Source organism: Chryseobacterium panacisoli (genome assembly GCF_008274625.1).
In the GTDB taxonomy this organism is placed as follows: Bacteria; Bacteroidota; Bacteroidia; order Flavobacteriales; family Weeksellaceae; genus Chryseobacterium; species Chryseobacterium panacisoli.
This window is the reverse complement of the sequence record NZ_VTRU01000003.1, coordinates 332,733-351,437: the sequence shown is the minus strand read 5'-3', so window position 1 is coordinate 351,437 and position 18,705 is coordinate 332,733. Positions and strand designations below refer to the sequence as shown.

Genomic DNA, 18,705 nt, shown 5'->3' with positions numbered 1-18,705 from the left:
ACATAAAAAAACCGCCTCAAGATGAAGCGGTTGATTATTTTATTCCTGATGATCATACATCTTATTATACAAAGCAATAAACTTCTCTTTTACCGCTTTTCTTTTCAGTTTTAAAGTTGGAGTAAGCAATCCGGTTTCAATGCTCCATACTTCAGGAGTAAGTTCAATCTTTTTAATTTTCTCCCAGTTTCCAAGATGTTCGTTAATGCCTTCAATTTCCTTTTCAATTCTTTGCTTCAACTCAGGGCTTTTTGCAATTTCTTCCGGCGTGGAACCTAAATTCAGGTTATTTCTCATTGCCCAGCTTTTTGCAAATTCAAAATCAGGCTGTACCAAAGCACATGGCATTTTTTCACCATCACCTACCACCATGATCTGTTCTATAAATTTAGAAGCTTTTGCTAAATTCTCAATCGTCTGAGGGGCAATGTATTTTCCACCTGATGTTTTGAACATTTCTTTCTTACGGTCAGTGATCTGTAAAAATCCGTCACTGTCAATATGCCCGATATCTCCGGTTTTGAAAAATCCATCTTCTGTAAAAGCTTCTTTGGTCATCTCTTCATTTTGGAAATATCCTTTGAAAACAGATGGCCCTTTTACGGTAATTTCACCATCTTCCTGGATCTTTACTTTTAAATTATCCAATGGAATACCTACTGTTCCCACTTTCATTTTCTCAAAGCTGTTTACGGAAATTACCGGGGAAGTTTCTGTTAAACCATATCCTTCCAAAATTGGAATTCCTGCATTTTGGAACATTAAGTTAAGTCTTGTAGACAATGCCGCAGATCCTGAAACCAATGTCACGATTTCACCACCTAGCCCTTCTCTCCATTTAGAAAATACGAGTTTATCAGCAATAATCTCCTGAAGTCCGGATGGTTTTGAGATCACTTTCTTTTTACTGATCAGATTCAAAGCCCAGAAGAATATTTTAGATTTCAATCCTCCGGCAGAAGATCCCGTATTGTAAATTTTATCATATACCTTTTCTACCAGTCTTGGAACTACGGTCATATAATGAGGCTTCACTTCTTTTACGTTTTCCCCCATTTTCTCGATGCTTTCAGCAAAATAAAGAGAAAAACCATTGTATTGATAAAGATAGAACAGCATTCTTTCAAAAATATGGCAGATTGGAAGGAAACTTAATGCTCTGGTTTCTTTATAATCCAGACTTCTTTTCTTTGGAATCCTTGGAATGGCCCCCAATATGTTTGAAACAATATTGTTGTGGGTAAGCATTACTCCTTTAGGTCTTCCTGTAGTTCCGGAAGTATAAATAATAGTCGCCAGATCCTCTGTATTGATTGCATTGGAAAGGTCATCCACTTCAATTTGTGTAGATTCATCTTTACCCAGATCAAGGATTTCTTTCCAGTTGGCCGCTCCACTGATGTTATCAAAAGTAAAAATCCCCTGTAAGCTCGGGATATTGTGTTTTACTTTCATTACTTTACTCAACAGCTCCTTATCAGAAACAAAACAGTATTGAATTTCGGCATTGTTGAAGATGAATTCATAATCTTCAGGTGAAATACTTGGATAAACCGGCACTGAAACCACTCCGATCTGGGAAAGCCCAAAATCCATAATAGCCCATTCCGTACGGGAATTGGTAGTAATCAAAGCGATTTTATCACCCGGTTTTATGCCCAGCTTCAGTAACCCTCTGGATATCTTATTTCCCTCATTAATAAACTCCTGCGTAGAAGTTTTTTTCCACTCACCCTGATACTTCGTTACAAACATATCCGTTTTAGGATATTTTTCTAAAGCGTAGTGCGGAATATCGAATAATCTCTTGATCGTCATGATTTTTTAAATAATTTATAAAGAAACTTAAATATAAGCATTTTTTTTAATTGGAAACCTTTGAATGGAATATTTAGTATTTAGTTAAATGCTTACCATAATATCTTTGATCAAAAAGGGGGCCGGAAGCCTTAAAAGGATTGTTGTAATGGCACATTACTGATCTGGCATGTCTTAGTCTGTCGTTTTTATTTTCCCTCCTGAATGGTATGGTATTCCCAATTGATAAACCGGCGTGTCATTTTATTGATACTTTGAACATTAGAATCTATTTCAACTCCCTTTTTTTATGGGTTTTTCCTGTCTTTAATTTATTTTTTCAGATTTGCTTAAAAAGTGTAAATTTACGGCTATCTAATTATTTTTTTTATGGACTTTAATTTATCGGAAGAACAGCTGATGATTCAGCAGGCAGCAAGAGATTTTGCACAGAACGAACTATTACCTGGAGTTATTGAAAGAGACCGTGACCAGAAATTCCCTACAGAACAGGTGAAGAAAATGGGAGAAATGGGCCTTTTAGGAATGATGGTAGATCCACAATACGGAGGAGCAGGTATGGACAGCGTTTCTTACGTGCTGGCAATGGAGGAGATTGCAAAAGTGGATGCTTCTGCGGCTGTTGTAATGTCCGTAAACAACTCATTGGTTTGTGCCGGTCTTGAAAAATTTGCTTCGGAAGAACAGAAAGTAAAATATCTTACTCCACTGGCTAGCGGACAGGTAATCGGAGCTTTTGCTTTATCTGAGCCTGAAGCGGGTTCTGATGCAACTTCTCAGAAAACAACTGCTGAAGACAAAGGGGATTACTATCTTTTAAATGGTATCAAAAACTGGATCACCAATGGTGGAACAGCTTCTTATTATATCGTAATTGCACAGACAGATCCTGAGAAAAAGCACAAAGGGATCAATGCTTTCATCGTAGAACGAGGATGGGAAGGATTTGAAATCGGATTAAAAGAAGACAAATTAGGAATCAGAGGAAGTGATACTCACTCTTTGATCTTCAATAACGTAAAAGTTCCAAAAGAAAACAGAATTGGTGCTGACGGGTTCGGGTTCAACTTTGCTATGGCAGTATTGAACGGAGGAAGAATTGGTATTGCTTCTCAGGCGTTAGGTATTGCTTCAGGTGCTTACGAACTGGCATTGAAATATGCTAAAACAAGAAAAGCTTTCAAAACTGAGATCATCAACCACCAGGCTATTGCATTCAAATTGGCTGATATGGCTACGCAGATCACTGCTGCAAGAATGTTATGTTTCAAAGCTGCTTGTGAGAAAGATGCAGGAAAAGATATCTCTGAAAGCGGAGCTATGGCAAAATTATACTCTTCTCAGGTAGCAATGGATACTACTATTGAAGCGGTACAAATCCATGGTGGATACGGATACGTGAAAGAATACCACGTAGAAAGATTAATGAGAGATGCTAAAATCACTCAGATCTACGAAGGAACTTCTGAAATTCAGAAAATCGTGATCTCAAGAAGTATCGCAAAATAACATTTTATAAAACACACTACCTATGAAAAAATCTTTGTGGATCACCCTTGGTGTCGTACTGCTTTTACTGGGCGTATTTGTCTGGTATAAATACTTTTTTGTTTTCGGAGAAGGAGTGAAATCCGGATACCTGAACTATGCCATGAAAAAAGGCTATGTCTTCAAAACCTATGAAGGCAAACTGATTCAGGAAGGCTTCGGGAGAGGAAAAACAGGAACCATTACAAGCTATGAGTTTGAGTTTTCTGTAGATGACCCTGAGATTTTCAAACAGTTGGAAACCAACAGTGGAAAAACCTTTGATCTGCATTACAAAGAATACAACGGTGCCCTCCCATGGAGAGGAAATACAAAGTTTGTCGTAGACAAAGTAGTGAATATGAAATAAAACAAATAAGGCTCTCAATCTGAGGGCCTTATTTTACACCAAATCACAAAATATTAATATATGAAATAAAAATTTCCTGTTTTGTAACGAATCCTGTACTATAACGGAGATTCATTATTTTTATTTACACTTAAAGTTAAGAGGAATTTTCCTAATAAACAAGCTGTTTTTATTAATGTTATAAAATTAGGAATAAGAATTAATCCTACCTTCTAAACCTTATTAAAAAAACATTAAAAAATCCACCACGAGGATGGATTTCAAATCTAATGAGAGTCGTTATGAGGAATGTTTTTATTCTTCTTTTTGTAAAAGTAATATCCAATACCTGCAATAAGGAATAAAGGCCATAATGGAAGGATAAACAGGAAAATAGAAGTGATCACCTCCCAGCCGGATTCAATGGCTGCCAATGATTTTCCACCAAAAGTTTTAGGTTCTTTTTCTGTTTGGGCCTTATCGCTGATACTGACATTGATCGTACAGATTGTATTGTCTGCATAATTACGCCCTGCAACCTGAATATCTTTAGTATCAATATCTCCTACATTATTGTTGATAGCATCCATTAAACCATCAAAATGTTGGATAGGGACTTTGATGTCAAGACTGTATATTTTTTGATCTTCTCCATAAGGACTGGCAGATTCCGCATAAGAAAGATTTTCACTTTTGATGTAGCCGTTATTTTTATCGGCTTCTTCTCTTATGATTTTCTTCACTGTTTCTGCATTCTCTGCTTTTATAACAAGATACCCTGATTTTACCATTCTATCTTTTGGCATATTCAGTTCATAGCTGTCATTTTTAGGCTTGTCCTTATAAATGATTTTGGTTTCTTTAATAACCTTGGGAGCCGGAGCGTTTACAGCCATTTTTTCAGACTTCTTCTCCGTCGAATCCTTTTTCTCTATTTTGGATTCCAGTTTTGTAGCGGCAATTTTCTCAGATAAGGAATCTACCATCTTTGAAGTGCTCTCTATTTTTTGCTGGATATCACCTTTTGTGTTCTCAAAATCTTTTATTTTAATACTGGCAGAGTCCATTACCTGGTTTGCTGCTTTACTTGCATGGTCAATGGTTTCTGCAGCTACTGTAGCTGCGCTGTCTGCTGAATGAATTGCTTCATGAAGGCTGTCTTGAGTAGTTTCTCCCTTTTTACACATAATGAAAGTACCTGATACAGCAACGAGTAATATGAACTTTTTCATAACATTAATTTTTTTGATGAAGTAAAATTAGGAGGGAAGCTCTTGTAAAGATTGTAAATAGAATGTATTGTGCTGGTAAAATACTAACTGTTATATTTTCAGTGTTTTGTATTTGTTTTACAAAAGATTTACAAAGCGTTTCTGAGTTTTAATGGTATTATAACCTGAGATATACGCTCTAAAGAAGTATTTAATAATACAATTTTATTACTTATTACTTAGATTTCTACGGAATGACAAAGTGTATGGATAAATTAGCGTTCTGTTTGTCATTCCGCAGGAATCCCAATTCTTATTCTTCATAAAAATGATTATATAGTAAGAAATAAAAAATCCGTAGAAATTTTCTACGGATCTATATGATAAACAATTTTGTCTTTTAATTAATGCTCCTGGAATTCACTAATGAAATGTAATTTCACATTCGGGAATTTCTCCTGTGTCATATGAATTGTGAAAGATGAGTCAGCAAGGAATACCAGTTGATTGTATTTATCTCTTGCCAGGAATCTCTGCTTTAATCTTGCAAATTCTTTGAATTCTTCAGATTTCTCATCAGCTTCTACCCAACATGCTTTGTGCATGGATAGAGGCTCATAAGTACATTTTGCACCATATTCATGTTCAAGACGGTATTGGATAACCTCATACTGAAGGGCACCTACCGTTCCGATGATCTTTCTTCCGTTCATTTCAAGGGTAAATAGCTGTGCAACTCCTTCATCCATCAACTGATCAATACCTTTTGCCAATTGCTTAGCTTTTAATGGATCATTGTTGTTGATATAACGGAAATGTTCAGGAGAGAAGCTAGGAATACCTTTGAAGCTTAATTTTTCTCCACCAGTAAGCGTATCTCCGATTCTGAAACTTCCGGTATCATGTAAACCAACAATATCACCAGGGAAACTTTCTTCCACCACTTCTTTTTTATCAGCAAAGAATGCGTTAGGAGAGGAGAATTTCATCTTTTTACCTTCTCTTACCAATAAGTAGTTTTCGTTTCTTTTGAAGGTTCCTGAAACAATTTTTACAAAAGCAAGTCTGTCTCTGTGCTTAGGATCCATATTCGCATGGATTTTGAAAACAAACCCTGTGAAAGTATTTTCTTCAGGTTTTACAAGACGGGTGTCACTTTCTTTTGGCTGCGGCATCGGAGCAATATCAATGAAAGCATCCAACAATTCACGTACTCCGAAATTATTTAAAGCTGAACCGAAGAATACAGGCTGAAGATCCCCTTTCATATAATCCTCACGGTTAAATTCAGGATAAACAGACTGAATAAGATCAAGTTCTTCTCTTAACGTTTTTGCTGCTTTTTCACCAATCACTTCATCAATAGAAGTATCATTAATGTCATCAAATTTGATAGAATCCCCAACTTTCTGTTTTTTCTCCTCTAAGAATAACTGAATATTGTCTTCCCAGATATTATAAATTCCCTGGAAGTCACTTCCCATACCAATGGGTAAAGAAAGCGGGCAGACTGTTAATCCTAATTTTTGTTCTACTTCGTCCAGCAGATCAAAAGCATCTTTACCTTCACGGTCCAATTTATTGATGAAAACCAGCATAGGAATGTTTCTCATTCTGCAAACCTTAACCAGTTTCTCAGTCTGTTCCTCAACCCCTTTTGCAACGTCAATTACAACGATTACAGAATCTACAGCAGTTAACGTTCTGTAAGTATCTTCAGCAAAGTCTTTGTGACCTGGAGTATCCAGGATGTTGATTTTGTGGTCTCTATATTCAAAAGCCAATACGGAAGTCGCTACAGAGATCCCTCTCTGTCTTTCGATTTCCATAAAGTCGGAAGTAGCTCCTTTTTTTATTTTGTTGGATTTTACCGCACCCGCTTCCTGAATAGCACCCCCGAAAAGAAGTAGCTTTTCCGTAAGAGTTGTTTTTCCGGCATCCGGGTGGGAAATGATCCCGAAGGTCTTTCTTTTTTGTATTTCTTTGATTAAGTCTGACATATCGTATTTTGAAGTTGCAAAAATCGTGATTTTTTATGAGGTTTTCAAATTTAAATTAAGACAATATTAATTAGATAAAAGAATAGGAGGGAAGTCACGTTTTAAGAATGATAAATAAGGCTTTGAACCTATCAATAGTTGGCTTTGCTTCAACAATGCTTATCAGAAAAGCATTTTTATGAATAACATAAAAACATAAATCAATCCAACAGCAATCAGTATAAAAACAGCAGCCATGATGTATTCAAATATCCCAAATTCCATTTTTTGTGGTTCTGAATTAAGGTTATACTGTTCAATAGTCTGCAGACTAATTTTCAGATCAGGACGAAAGTGCTGAATGCCTTTTAGAAAATGACGGTAGAGATCATATTGATTACACAGAATTACCAATTCAAAATTGAAATCTACGGTTGAAAGCACAATTTCCCCTGCTTTATTTTTCAGATAGACCTGTAATGTTGTTTTACCATATTTTACGGTTTGAGTATTGCGGACATATACATCATCTGAGGATTTTTTGGCCTGGTGAAGATCATTGTAAAATACGGTTTGAATAATGGTGTTTTGATTGTTGTAGAAAGTAATTCCTTTTTCATCTACAACGGCTTTTCTTACCTTTTCTTTTTTTCGGTAGGTTAAAGCCATTATCAAAGCTATGCAGCAAAATATAAGAAGAAGCTGGGCAATAATTAGGGTGAAAAGAATGCCAGGATCATTTTCTAAATATTGTCTGAAATTATCGTAAATGAAATCGAAAACGACCCCGATTACCACAATAATCAGAATAACAGCGATCCAGATGATCCCCATTAAAAAATAAGTGATGGGTTTATTAATTTTGGAGTCTGTGGTTTGGAATTTTTCTGTCATATTAATTGGGGGTTTCAGATAATAAGCAGACAAATCCGATGATAAGTGCTGTAATAGCAAGAGCTGCAAAAATTAAAAGCCAGCCTCCCAGGGAAATCCCTTTGTTATTCACTTTCCATGTTTCTGTATCAATGGAATAGCTGCGGAAAACAAGCGGATCCACCTTTAAATCAGGGCGGAAAGTAACAATGCCGCGCAGGAAGTGTGCATACAAAGTATATCTATTCTTTACCACCTTCAGAGGAAGGTTCATATCAATACGTCTTGTAGTCTCGTCTTTTTTCTCTGATTGGGTTGTTATTTCCAGTAAAGGAGCAATACCTGATCCCACCGGAGTTACAGTATAAATATCAAAATTTTGTTTTGAAGGCTGAAGATCTGTATAAAATATCTGTTCTTCAATTTCATTTTTTGCATTATAAAATAAAAGTCCGGTTTCATCAACCACAATTTTGCTTTTTATTTTTTTCCTTTTTATAATATAGTAACGAACTACAGGAATTAAAATAAGTGCTGATATTCCCCAACTAACCAAGGCTGGATAAAACATTGTTTCAACCCCTCTTTTATAAATCCCGTAAACAGGTCCCAGAACGAAAAGTATCGTGAAAGGAATCAATATAATGAAGAATAGTGCATTCAGAACGATAGTCATCAATATATCTGCTGTAGACTCAATCCTCTGGAACGGAGATTCTGTATTCATTTTATAGTATTCATGGATAAAGGAACGAAAATAAGAAAATCCTTTTTTAGTTGCCTGTAGCAGTCAAAAAAATTATCTTTGTTTCTAATAAACTTTTACAGAGATAAGGATGGAAAATAGCAAATATCCAAAGTTTACGTTCACATGGGTGGGTGGTGTTGCTTTGGTGGTTGGATTATTCGTGGGAACAATGGCTGTTTCCTTATTCAGCACTTTTTGGAAAGTTGTTTTCAAAGAAAATCTTCAGCTGAAAGACTGGTTCCTTATGGTTGCAAATTCTGCAGGATTCCTTACGGCTATTGCCTTTTTTGATTTTTTCATTGTAAGACGTACTACCCAAAAGAAGCTTAACTTCAATTTATCGTCCGTTAACTTTTCTACCTATCTCCTTATTTTTCCAATGATGGCGGGGATGATGTTTATTTCAGAATTTATTGCCGCTCAGATTCCTACTACAGGACCTTTTTTTGGTGATTTTTATGAATATTTTACCCAGTTGATGAGTCAGCTTACCGATAATCCTGTTGTAATGATCATCATGACGGTAATTATGGCTCCCGTTTTTGAGGAAATTATATTCAGAGGAATTATCCAGAAAGGATTGATTAATAAAGGAGTAGAACCATGGAAAGCCATTTTGTACGCTTCCATTATTTTTGGAGTGGTTCACGGAAATCCATGGCAGTTTATCAGCGCAGTGATGCTGGGTTGTGTGCTGGGATTGGTATATCATAAAACAAAATCTTTACTGCTGCCCATACTGCTGCATGCGTTTAATAACTTAACCCTATCTCTGTTGGTACTTTATGGTAAAGATGAAAGTTTTTCAAAAGTTCTTCATGTTTCAGAATGGCTTGTACTGGCCGTAGGAATTGTACTTTTCTCTTTATTCTATTATCTTTTTATGAAAAAGTATAAAGTGCATTATGCTGAAATGTAAGTAACCAAATTAAAAAAGTAAAATTGAAAATGAATATAGAAATGGAATTATTAGTAGCCACACACAACGAACATAAAAAAGAAGAAATTCAACAGATCCTGGGAAGTGACTGCGTTGTGAAAAGTCTTACCGATTATAATATTCACGAAGAAATTGTGGAAGATGGAGATTCTTTTCATGCCAATGCCCTCATCAAGGCAAAATACTGCTTTGAAAAAACAGGAGTTCCAAGTTTGGGAGATGACAGCGGTTTGGTAGTAGAATCTCTGGATGGAAGACCGGGAATTTTCTCTGCCCGCTACGCCGGAGATCACGATTTTGCGAAAAATATTGAAAAGGTGCTGGAAGAAATGCAGGGAATCGAAAACAGAAAAGCTTATTTTGTTACCGTTCTGTGCTATTATGATGAAAAAGGAGCCCAATATTTTGAAGGCAGAGTACATGGAAATTTACTGACCGAAAATAAAGGTTTTAAAGGATTCGGATATGATCCTATTTTTGTTCCGATGGGTCATGACAGAACCTTTGCAGAGATGAATCCGGAAGATAAAAACAAAATCAGCCACCGCAAGCAGGCCTTAGATTTGTTTATGGATTTTTTAAAAGTGACTGATTAAGTTTAAATATCAGGGTGAACGACCCATTTAGATTTTCTGTCGTACATTTGTTATAATAAATTATTGATTTGAGTACTTATTTAACAATATTAGGCTTCAATTCGGCTATCCCAACCATCAATACATCACCCACAGCCCAGCTGCTGGAAATGGAAGAAAGACTCTTCCTTATTGATTGCGGAGAAGGAACACAGGTACAGCTGAGAAAAGCAAAAGCAAGATTTTCAAAAATCAATCATATTTTTATCTCCCATCTTCATGGAGATCACTGTTTCGGACTTCCGGGCCTTATTGCCTCTTTCCGGCTTTTAGGAAGGGATACTCCGCTGCATGTTTATGGTCCGAAAGGCATTAAGAAGATGCTGGAAACTATTTTTCAGATTACGGAAACGCACCGTGGCTTTGAAGTAATCTATCATGAACTGGATAAAGATTATTCCGAAAAAATATATGAAGACAACAGAGTAGAAGTATATACCATTCCGTTGGATCACAGAATTTACTGTAACGGCTATCTTTTTAAGGAAAAGCCGAAAGACAGGCATCTTAATATGAAAGAAATTGCCAAGTACAGCGAGATTGAAACCTGTGATTACCATAATATAAAAGCAGGAAAAGATTTTGTCCTGAGCGATGGCTATGTTCTTAAAAACGAAATTCTGACTCTTGAGCCTGTTCCGCCAGTATCCTATGCATTTTGCAGTGATACCCGTTACCTTGAAAGCGTCATTCCGATTATTAAAAATGCAACGGTTCTCTACCATGAATCCACATTTTTACATGATTTGAAGGAAATGGCTGATTATACAGGGCATACCACGGCATTGGAGGCGGCAACGATTGCTCAGAAAGCTCAGGTTGAAAAACTGATTTTAGGACATTTTTCCAACAGATATGGAGATCTGACAGTGTTTACCGATGAAGCAAGAAATATTTTTCCCAATACATTTTTACCAAAAGCATTGGAAAGTGTAAAGATTTAAAATGAATATGCTGAAATTTGAAGAACTTAGAGATTTTCTCAACGAAAAGGCAGATCAGTACAATGCTCCCGATTTTATTGAAAATGATCCTATACAGATTCCTCATCGTTTTTCTTTAAAACAGGACATTGAAATTGCAGGATTTCTGGCAGCAACAATTTCCTGGGGAAACAGAAAATCGATCATTAATTCTGCGGATAAAATGCTTGATATTATGGGGAATGCTCCCTATGATTTTGTAATGAATTATTCAGAAAAGGATCTGGAGGATATTCAGGATAAAAGTATTCACAGAACTTTCAATGGGCAGGATTTTTCCTACTTCGTCAAACAGTTCAACAAGATTTATAAACAAAATGAAAGTCTGGAAAGCCTGTTTGAAGTAAAAGAACCGGAGAATAATTTTCTCCACGCCATAGAACGATTCAGGAACGGATTTCTGGAAACAGAAAAGCACAGAAGCCACAAACATATCAGCTCGCCTTACAAAAACTCCTCTGCAAAAAGAATTATTATGTTTTTGAGATGGATGGTGCGGAAAGACAAAAGGGGGGTAGATTTTGGAATTTGGGAAAATATAGATCAGAAAAACCTTTCCATTCCTTTGGATGTGCATACAGGAAATATTTCCAGAAAATTGGGATTAGTTTCCAGAACACAGAATGATTGGAAAACGGTAGAAGAACTGGATGCTGCCATTAGAAAATTTGATGAAACAGATCCCGCGAAATATGATTTTGCCTTGTTTGGATTAGGCGTAACCAAAGAACTGTTGTAAAAAAATATAAGGATGAAAAAATATAACGAAAAAACAGAAGTTCTTGAAAAAATAGCAGACAGTATTACCTCATGGATAGGGTCTATTCAGTCTTTGATTGTACATACACTGTTGTTTCTTACTTCGTTTGTTCTTCCGATGCTGCATATCGTAGATTTTGATAAGATGCTTCTGATTCTTACTACAGTGCTTTCTCTGGAAGCTATTTATCTGGCTATTTTTATCCAGATGTCGGTTAATAAAAGTCACGAGAAAATTGAAGATATCCAGGTGGATATTGAAGAGATCAGTGAAGATATTGAAGATATTCAGGAGGATATCGAAGAAATCAGTGAGGATATTGAAGAGATCAGCGAAGACATTGAAGAGATCAATGAGGATATAGAAGATATTCAGGAAGATATTGAAGAAATCAATGAAGAAGAGGAAGAAGAAGATCATAATGAAAGAGCAAAAAACGTAATATTGAGGAGTAATGTCAACTCTAATAAAAACGAAATAAAAGCTTTAAAAGATATTATCTCTCAGCTGAAAGATGAAATTGAACAATTGAAAAAAGAAGAATAACTGCAACTGAATCATGGCAGCGAAATATAAACAGATCATACAATTGATCTGTTTTTTTGTGGGTTTTTGTTCTAAAATGATTTACGGAAAATGTAACAATAAGAAAAAAATATTATGAATGTAGATGTTTATTTGAAAAATAGTAACGTTGAAGGCTGATTTGTTATTATTATTTTTGCTACATTTGAACAAATGAAACTAAAATGTTAATCTATAGACTAAAAAACTATTTTTTCCTTTTTTCTTTTTTATTGATTTCTGTTTCTGCATTTTCTCAAACGAGACCAGTCAGAAAATCAGAAAAGATAAAGCCTTCTGCTGCCAGTCTTAGAGCTGGAGCGTTCATTGATGTGAATGTACCTCCGTATGTGCCTTCAAACTATACCCCCGAGCAATTGGTGAAAAATATTTTGATCAATGGTGGTACCAATTGTACAACAGCCAATGTTACCAATGTTACAGTATCTCCTAATCATGAGGTGACTAACAGCAACAGGTTTTGGGGATATTTTCATAAAGGGACAACAAGTTTCCCTTTTACTGATGGTATTGTCCTGACTACAGGATATGCTTCAGAGGCTGGTAATGACTATGTATCAGCTGTTGGACAATCCGTAGGAACGGGAAGTGATGCTGATCTTGTGGCAGCTACCGGAGCTAATGTCAGCTTAACGGATGCTGTAGCACTTGAATTTGATTTTGTACCCAATTCCAATCAGGTGAAATTTAATTATATATTCGTTTCTGATGAATATACTTCCAATTATCCTTGTACGGGATATTCTGACGCTTTTGCTTTATTATTAAAGAAAGTTGGAGACCCTACTTATACTAATCTGGCTGTACTTCCCGGCGGAGCTGGACCTGTAAGTGCAACTAATATTGTTCCTGCAGGAAACGGATTCAGTTGTGGCCCTATCAATGCAACTTATTTTGGAGCTTTGGCGAATCCGCATCTGGTTATTAATTATTTTGGGAGAACAACTCCTTTAACAGCGGTGGCAGATGTAATTCCGGGGCAAACCTATCATTTTAAAATGGTATTGGCAGATGCAAAGGATCCTTCCCATGACTCTGCGGTATTCCTGGAGGGTGGATCTTTTGATGTCGGAATTAAAATCGTAGATGAAGCCGGAGCAGTTTTACCAGGCAGCATCAACATGTGTGACAATACCCCAAAGCAATTGAAAGCACAGGTAGCAGCCATTCCGGGAATGACTTATCAATGGTATAAAGATGGAGTTGCCATTCCGGGAGCAACCAGCGCTATTTATATTGCTACAGCGCCAGGAGTATATACTGTAAAAGTAATGGTTCCGGGCAATCAGTGTCCTGGTGAAGCGACTATTACCATTGTCGGAGGAACGAGCCCTACCGTACAGAATGCTGAACTTAAGCTATGTACAACACCTGCGCTCAGTACCTTTAATTTAGAAACAGCAAAACCTCTGATCAGTACAACGCAGGGAGCGGTATTCCGTTTTTATGCCAATCAGGCTGATGCACAGGCACAAAATAACAGTTATATCACCAATCTGACAACTTACAACGGTACAGACGGACAGATATTATATGTACTGGTTTCCAATGGAGCTTTCTGTAGTAAAATTGCAACTTTAACCTTAAGAAAAGAAGAAACTCCAACAGCATTAGTTACAGCTCCTAGATTAAAAATCTGTGCAGGTGAATCTGTATTATTAACAGCTTCAGGTGGAGTAACATATCAATGGAGTGACTCAGCAGCTACCACTGGCGGAATAAGAACTGTAAGCCCTACCCAAACTACTACATATACGGTATATGCTATCGGAGCACAGGGATGTATATCTCTTCAGCCCGCACGTATTACAATAGAAGTAGTACCGGCTATTGTTTCAAACTTAAAAGGTGGTCACATCTGTCAGGGAGATAAAATTATTCTTGATGCAGGTTCAGGACCTGGATATACCTATCAATGGAGTAATGGTGAAACAGGTCAGAGTATTACTGTTTCAACTCCGGGAGAATATTCAGTAATGATAAGCAACGGAGTGTGCTCAAAAGAATTTAAAACAGAAGTTATCAAGGCAGTAATTCCTGAAGTAATAAAAGTGGATTATAATGAAAATGGAACAATGATTGTTACAGCAAGCAATCCAAGTAACGGTATCCTGGAATATTCAGTGGATAACGGAGTTACCTGGCAGTCTTCAAATGTATTTACTAATGTTCCTAAAAATAAAATCATTTCAATCAGAGTTAGGGTTAAATTTACAAGCTGTGTAGGTTTCCTTGAATTCTTTACATTCGTTATGAAAAATGTGATCACTCCAAATGGTGATAACCTTAATGATACTATTGATTTCAGTGGAGTGATTAATTATAAAAATTTCAGCGGACAGGTTTTCGACCGATATGGAAGAGAAGTGTTCAAAGCAGCGAAGATCAATCCATATTGGGATGGATATTTCCAGGGAAAAAAACTTCCTACCTCTACGTACTGGTATCAGATAACCTTTGAAGATCCTGCGAGTAAAGAACTTACAGTGAAAACAGGATGGATATTACTTAAAAATATAGAATAATTAAAACTATAATCGAAAGACTGGCTATTTTGTCAGTCTTTTTTTATTATATTAAAATAAATAGAGTTGATATCCTAACATAAATAAATTTGCGTTAGTAATAATGTAAATTGTGTTAACTTGAATTTCAATTAAAAAAAATAGTATTTTTGTTTAAAATAATATAAAATGTTAAATAGGAGGAGAGGAAATTTATTTTTAGCGTTATTTTTAGTTTTCATAGGCAACTTTATTTTGGCTCAAAATAGAGGAAGGGTAGAAATTGCTAGAAAACCGAGTGCTGCTTCCTTGAGAGCGGGTGCTTTTATAGATGTGAATGCACCAAGTTACCCGGAATCAGGCTATCCTATAACCCAGCTTATCAATGATGTTCTTATATCAGGAGGTACTACCTGTACCAGTTCAAGTGTAAGCAATGTAACAGTGTCTCCCAATTTACCTGCTTCCAATCAGAACCGAAGCTGGGGATATTTTAATAAATCAAATACCAATTTTCCGTTTAGTAAAGGAATTATACTTTCTACCGGATATGCCAATAAAGCAGGGAATACTCTTCAGGGAACTTTAAGTGATGACCTTGGAACCGGAGGAGATGTAGATCTGGCGAACGCTTTGGGAATCGGTAATAATAACCTAACCAATGCTACGTCTATAGAGTTTGACTTTGTAGCTGCTTCTACTGAAATTACTTTCAGATATTTATTTGCTTCTAAAGAATACCAGCAAAACTTTCCGTGTACGATTACAGATGGTTTCGCCCTATTATTAAAAAAAGCATCTGATCCTAATTATACCAATCTTGCAGTGCTTCCGGGAGGAGCAGGAGCTGTAAGTGTTACCAATATACATCCTCAGTATCAAAACTGCGGGCCTAAAAATGAAGCCTATTACGGAGGTACCAATACCGCTCAGATTGAAACCAATTTCAATGGGCGTACCATTCCTCTGACAGCAAAAGCAACTGTAATTCCAGGGGAAACCTACCATTTTAAAATTGTTCTTGCCGACTATCAGGATCCCAATTTTGATTCTGCCGTATTTTTGGAAGCAGGGTCTTTCGATATTGGAGTGAAAATTCTGGACCCCGCAGGGGTACAGCTTCCGGGATCTGTAAATATGTGCGATAATACACCGCAGACTTTTACAGCTTCTGTTCAGGGACCTAACATAACCTATCAGTGGTATTTGGGAACCAATCCGATTGCTGGAGCTACCAATGCAAGTTATACGGCAACAGCACCAGGAGTTTATACTGTTAAGGTTTATATTCAGGGGAATACCTGCCCGGGAGAGGCTACCATTACAGTAGTGGGAGGAACATCTCCTACGGTACAGAATGCTACTTTAACGGCCTGTTATGCTGCCGGAAATGCTACATTTAATTTACCTTCAGCACAGGCTTCAATAAGTACTACTCCAGGAGCTGTGTTTTCATATTATGCTACTTTGGCAGATGCTAATGCAGGAAATACCAATACAATTCCAACTCCTACAACTTACCAGAGTGCAGGCGGAACAGTATATGTACGAGTAGCAAACGGCCCTTGTGCGAAGGTTGCACAGCTTCAATTGGTAAAAGCACCACAGATGACACCTACTATTGCTCCGCCGATAGTATTAACATGTGCCAATTCTCAGACTACACTGGATGCATCAGCTTCCGTTTATCCTACAGGTGCTACATTCAACTGGACAACTACCGGCGGAAATATTGTTTCGGGTGCTACAACTCTAAATCCTGTTATCAATGCTGCCGGAACTTATACTTTAACAATAACAAAAGTTTATCAGCCAGGTAATATTAGCTGTACAGCAGTGGGTAATGTGACAGTAACAGGAAACAGTGCTCCACCGGTTACAGGACTTACCGCAAGCAAAATAAAAATCTGTAAAGGTCAATCAACAACACTTACCGCATCAGGAGGTGCTACCTATAATTGGGGTAATGGTCTTACCGGAAACGGCAGTACACAGGTTGTTTCTCCTACGGTTACCACTACTTATACTGTAACAGCTGTAGGTGCTAATGGTTGTGTCTCTCAAAACCCGGCTACTATAACAATTGAAGTATCAGAACCTTTTACGGCACAAAATGCAACATTACATAAATGTTATCAGCCAGGATTAACTTATAATCTTACAGAAGCTCAGCCTCAGATCACAACAGCAGGAGGAGTTACTTTTACTTACTATGTCAATCAGGCTGATGCCAATGCTGCTAACGGAAACTTTATTGCAACACCTACAACATATACACCACCGGGAGGAAGCCAGACTATTTATGTATTGGCAAGTAACGGAGGTTGTAGCTATGTAGTGTCTCTGCAATTATTAAGCACCGCTCAAACAACCCTTACAATCGCAGCGCCGCAAACAATTACCTGTACAACTCCTCAGATTACACTCAACGCTTCAGCATCTGTAGTACCTGCAGGATCTACTATTGCTTGGACAACAACCGGAGGAACTATTGTGTCTGGAGGAACTACACTTACGCCTGTTGTAAGCGCTGGTGGAACATATACTTTAACGGTTACTAACGTATCACAACCAGGAAACCTGAGCTGTACCTATACTTCAACCGTAACAGTACAGGAGGATAAAGTACAACCGGTTGCTGCTCTTGTTTCGTCAGTACCTCGTATTTGTATAGGAGAATCTGTAACATTAACAGCTTCGGGAGGGGTAACCTATAACTGGGGCAACGGTCTTACCGGAAACGGAAGTACTCAGGTAGTTTCACCTACTACAACTACAGTATATACCGTTTTTGCTGTTGGAGCTAACGGATGTATTTCTGCAACACCAGCAACAGTCACTGTTCAGGTAGGCCCACCTATAGCAGGACTTACAGCATCCAAATTAAAAATTTGCGAAGGCGAATCTGTGACATTAACGGCTACAGGAGGAATTACTTATAACTGGATAGGGCTTACCGGAAATGGAAATACGCAGATTGTTACGCCTACCACAACAACAGAATATTCGGTATTCGCATTGGGAGGAAACGGATGTAGCTCTGTGAATCCGGCTAAAGTTACTATTGAAGTAGTTCCTGCAATTGTTTCTACATTGAAGGATGTATTTGCTTGTGCCGGAGATAAAGCTACCCTTGATGCAGGCCCTGGACCAAACTATACTTACTTATGGAATACAGGAGCAACCACTCAGACAATAACAACTAATGTTGCCGGCACTTATTCTGTGATCATCAGTAATGGAGTTTGTTCCAAGACGTTCTCTGCTCAGCTGATTAATCCTGACCTGCCACAGTTTACCAATGTAGTATATGATAATCATATTCTTACCCTTACGGCAAGCAATCCAACAGGAGGTACTTTAGAATATTCAATAGATGGAGGACTGACGTGGCAGACGTCGAATATATTTACCGGTATCCTGAACAATACAATGTATTCTCTTATGGTAAGGGTAAAAGGTGCCAAATGCGGTACTTCACTGGATTACTTTACATTCGTTATCAGCAATGCTATTACTCCTAATATGGATGGTGTAAATGATACGATAGATTTCACAGGAATCAGCGGATACAAAGATTTTGCAGCTTCTATTTTTGACAGATATGGTGCCGAGGTATTCAAAGCTGCGAAAGGAGATGTTATCTGGACTGGATCTTTAAAAGGAATCAACCTTTCTACAGGGACCTATTGGTATAGAGTACAGTGGGAAAACCCGGCCAGTAAGAAAATGGAACAACGCTCAGGCTGGATTCTTTTAAAAAACAGAAACTAAAATTTATTAAAATAAAAAA

Annotated in this window: 14 protein-coding genes; 9 read left to right on the top strand and 5 right to left on the bottom strand. The window is 37.2% G+C overall.

Annotated elements, in window-relative coordinates:
• Nucleotides 1-39: 39 nt before the first annotated feature.
• Nucleotides 40-1,818, bottom strand: coding sequence for an AMP-dependent synthetase/ligase (locus FW781_RS14690; RefSeq protein WP_149388114.1), 1,779 nt, complete (start codon nucleotides 1,816-1,818; stop codon nucleotides 40-42).
• 369 nt (nucleotides 1,819-2,187) lie between these two features.
• Here FW781_RS14690 and FW781_RS14685 point away from each other — a divergent pair, with 369 nt between their 5' ends.
• Together FW781_RS14685 and FW781_RS14680 are read left to right on the top strand one after the other, a co-directional pair.
• Nucleotides 2,188-3,327, top strand: coding sequence for an acyl-CoA dehydrogenase (locus tag FW781_RS14685; protein WP_149388113.1), 1,140 nt, complete (start codon nucleotides 2,188-2,190; stop codon nucleotides 3,325-3,327).
• A gap of 22 nt (nucleotides 3,328-3,349) precedes the next feature.
• Nucleotides 3,350-3,715, top strand: a complete 366-nt coding sequence (locus FW781_RS14680; RefSeq protein ID WP_149388112.1) for a hypothetical protein — start codon at nucleotides 3,350-3,352, stop codon at nucleotides 3,713-3,715.
• Between the two features lie 266 nt (nucleotides 3,716-3,981).
• On the opposite strand, the gene FW781_RS14675 is transcribed toward FW781_RS14680, so the two are convergent.
• The 4 genes from FW781_RS14675 to FW781_RS14660 all read right to left on the bottom strand — a co-directional run bounded on the left by FW781_RS14675 (nucleotide 3,982) and on the right by FW781_RS14660 (nucleotide 8,484).
• Nucleotides 3,982-4,926, bottom strand: coding sequence for a hypothetical protein (locus FW781_RS14675; protein WP_149388111.1), 945 nt, complete (start codon nucleotides 4,924-4,926; stop codon nucleotides 3,982-3,984).
• A 383-nt stretch (nucleotides 4,927-5,309) separates the two neighbouring features.
• Complete coding sequence (locus tag FW781_RS14670; RefSeq protein ID WP_149388110.1) at nucleotides 5,310-6,905, bottom strand: peptide chain release factor 3; 1,596 nt, start codon at nucleotides 6,903-6,905, stop codon at nucleotides 5,310-5,312.
• A gap of 162 nt (nucleotides 6,906-7,067) precedes the next feature.
• Complete coding sequence (locus tag FW781_RS14665; RefSeq protein WP_149388109.1) at nucleotides 7,068-7,778, bottom strand: hypothetical protein; 711 nt, start codon at nucleotides 7,776-7,778, stop codon at nucleotides 7,068-7,070.
• A 1-nt stretch (nucleotide 7,779) separates the two neighbouring features.
• Nucleotides 7,780-8,484: a hypothetical protein gene (locus FW781_RS14660; protein ID WP_149388108.1), complete on the bottom strand. Its 705-nt coding sequence runs from the start codon at nucleotides 8,482-8,484 to the stop codon at nucleotides 7,780-7,782.
• 109 nt (nucleotides 8,485-8,593) lie between these two features.
• On the opposite strand from FW781_RS14660, the gene FW781_RS14655 reads away from it, so the two are divergent.
• The 7 genes from FW781_RS14655 to FW781_RS14625 all read left to right on the top strand — a co-directional run bounded on the left by FW781_RS14655 (nucleotide 8,594) and on the right by FW781_RS14625 (nucleotide 18,686).
• Nucleotides 8,594-9,424: a CPBP family intramembrane glutamic endopeptidase gene (locus FW781_RS14655; RefSeq protein WP_149388107.1), complete on the top strand. Its 831-nt coding sequence runs from the start codon at nucleotides 8,594-8,596 to the stop codon at nucleotides 9,422-9,424.
• A gap of 41 nt (nucleotides 9,425-9,465) precedes the next feature.
• Nucleotides 9,466-10,041 (top strand): RdgB/HAM1 family non-canonical purine NTP pyrophosphatase, encoded by a 576-nt coding sequence (rdgB, locus tag FW781_RS14650; RefSeq protein ID WP_394349732.1) that lies wholly within the window; start codon nucleotides 9,466-9,468, stop codon nucleotides 10,039-10,041.
• A gap of 68 nt (nucleotides 10,042-10,109) precedes the next feature.
• On the top strand, nucleotides 10,110-11,024 hold the full coding sequence (locus FW781_RS14645) for a ribonuclease Z (protein ID WP_149388106.1): 915 nt from the start codon (nucleotides 10,110-10,112) through the stop codon (nucleotides 11,022-11,024).
• Between the two features lie 7 nt (nucleotides 11,025-11,031).
• A complete protein-coding gene (locus FW781_RS14640; protein WP_394349731.1) occupies nucleotides 11,032-11,802 on the top strand; it encodes a TIGR02757 family protein in 771 nt (256 codons plus the stop codon).
• Nucleotides 11,803-11,814: 12 nt separating this feature from the next.
• Complete coding sequence (locus tag FW781_RS14635; RefSeq protein ID WP_149388105.1) at nucleotides 11,815-12,369, top strand: DUF1003 domain-containing protein; 555 nt, start codon at nucleotides 11,815-11,817, stop codon at nucleotides 12,367-12,369.
• Between the two features lie 203 nt (nucleotides 12,370-12,572).
• Nucleotides 12,573-14,933: a choice-of-anchor L domain-containing protein gene (locus tag FW781_RS14630; RefSeq protein WP_149388104.1), complete on the top strand. Its 2,361-nt coding sequence runs from the start codon at nucleotides 12,573-12,575 to the stop codon at nucleotides 14,931-14,933.
• 168 nt (nucleotides 14,934-15,101) lie between these two features.
• The gene (locus FW781_RS14625; RefSeq protein ID WP_149388103.1) at nucleotides 15,102-18,686 is read left to right on the top strand and encodes a choice-of-anchor L domain-containing protein; all 3,585 of its coding nucleotides are present in this window, start codon (nucleotides 15,102-15,104) and stop codon (nucleotides 18,684-18,686) included.
• Nucleotides 18,687-18,705 lie beyond the last annotated feature (19 nt).

Bases quoted from the DNA above. Each gene is read 5' to 3' on its own strand.
- FW781_RS14660 (WP_149388108.1), bottom strand. From the start codon at position 8,484: ATGAATACAGAATCTCCGTTCCAGAGGATTGAGTCTACAGCAGATATA.
- FW781_RS14625 (WP_149388103.1), top strand. From the start codon at position 15,102: ATGTTAAATAGGAGGAGAGGAAATTTATTTTTAGCGTTATTTTTAGTT.
- FW781_RS14675 (WP_149388111.1), bottom strand. From the start codon at position 4,926: ATGAAAAAGTTCATATTACTCGTTGCTGTATCAGGTACTTTCATTATG.
- FW781_RS14630 (WP_149388104.1), top strand. From the start codon at position 12,573: ATGTTAATCTATAGACTAAAAAACTATTTTTTCCTTTTTTCTTTTTTA.
- FW781_RS14670 (WP_149388110.1), bottom strand. From the start codon at position 6,905: ATGTCAGACTTAATCAAAGAAATACAAAAAAGAAAGACCTTCGGGATC.
- FW781_RS14640 (WP_394349731.1), top strand. From the start codon at position 11,032: ATGCTGAAATTTGAAGAACTTAGAGATTTTCTCAACGAAAAGGCAGAT.
- FW781_RS14655 (WP_149388107.1), top strand. From the start codon at position 8,594: ATGGAAAATAGCAAATATCCAAAGTTTACGTTCACATGGGTGGGTGGT.
- FW781_RS14680 (WP_149388112.1), top strand. From the start codon at position 3,350: ATGAAAAAATCTTTGTGGATCACCCTTGGTGTCGTACTGCTTTTACTG.
- FW781_RS14685 (WP_149388113.1), top strand. From the start codon at position 2,188: ATGGACTTTAATTTATCGGAAGAACAGCTGATGATTCAGCAGGCAGCA.
- rdgB (WP_394349732.1), top strand. From the start codon at position 9,466: ATGGAATTATTAGTAGCCACACACAACGAACATAAAAAAGAAGAAATT.
- FW781_RS14690 (WP_149388114.1), bottom strand. From the start codon at position 1,818: ATGACGATCAAGAGATTATTCGATATTCCGCACTACGCTTTAGAAAAA.
- FW781_RS14665 (WP_149388109.1), bottom strand. From the start codon at position 7,778: ATGACAGAAAAATTCCAAACCACAGACTCCAAAATTAATAAACCCATC.
- FW781_RS14635 (WP_149388105.1), top strand. From the start codon at position 11,815: ATGAAAAAATATAACGAAAAAACAGAAGTTCTTGAAAAAATAGCAGAC.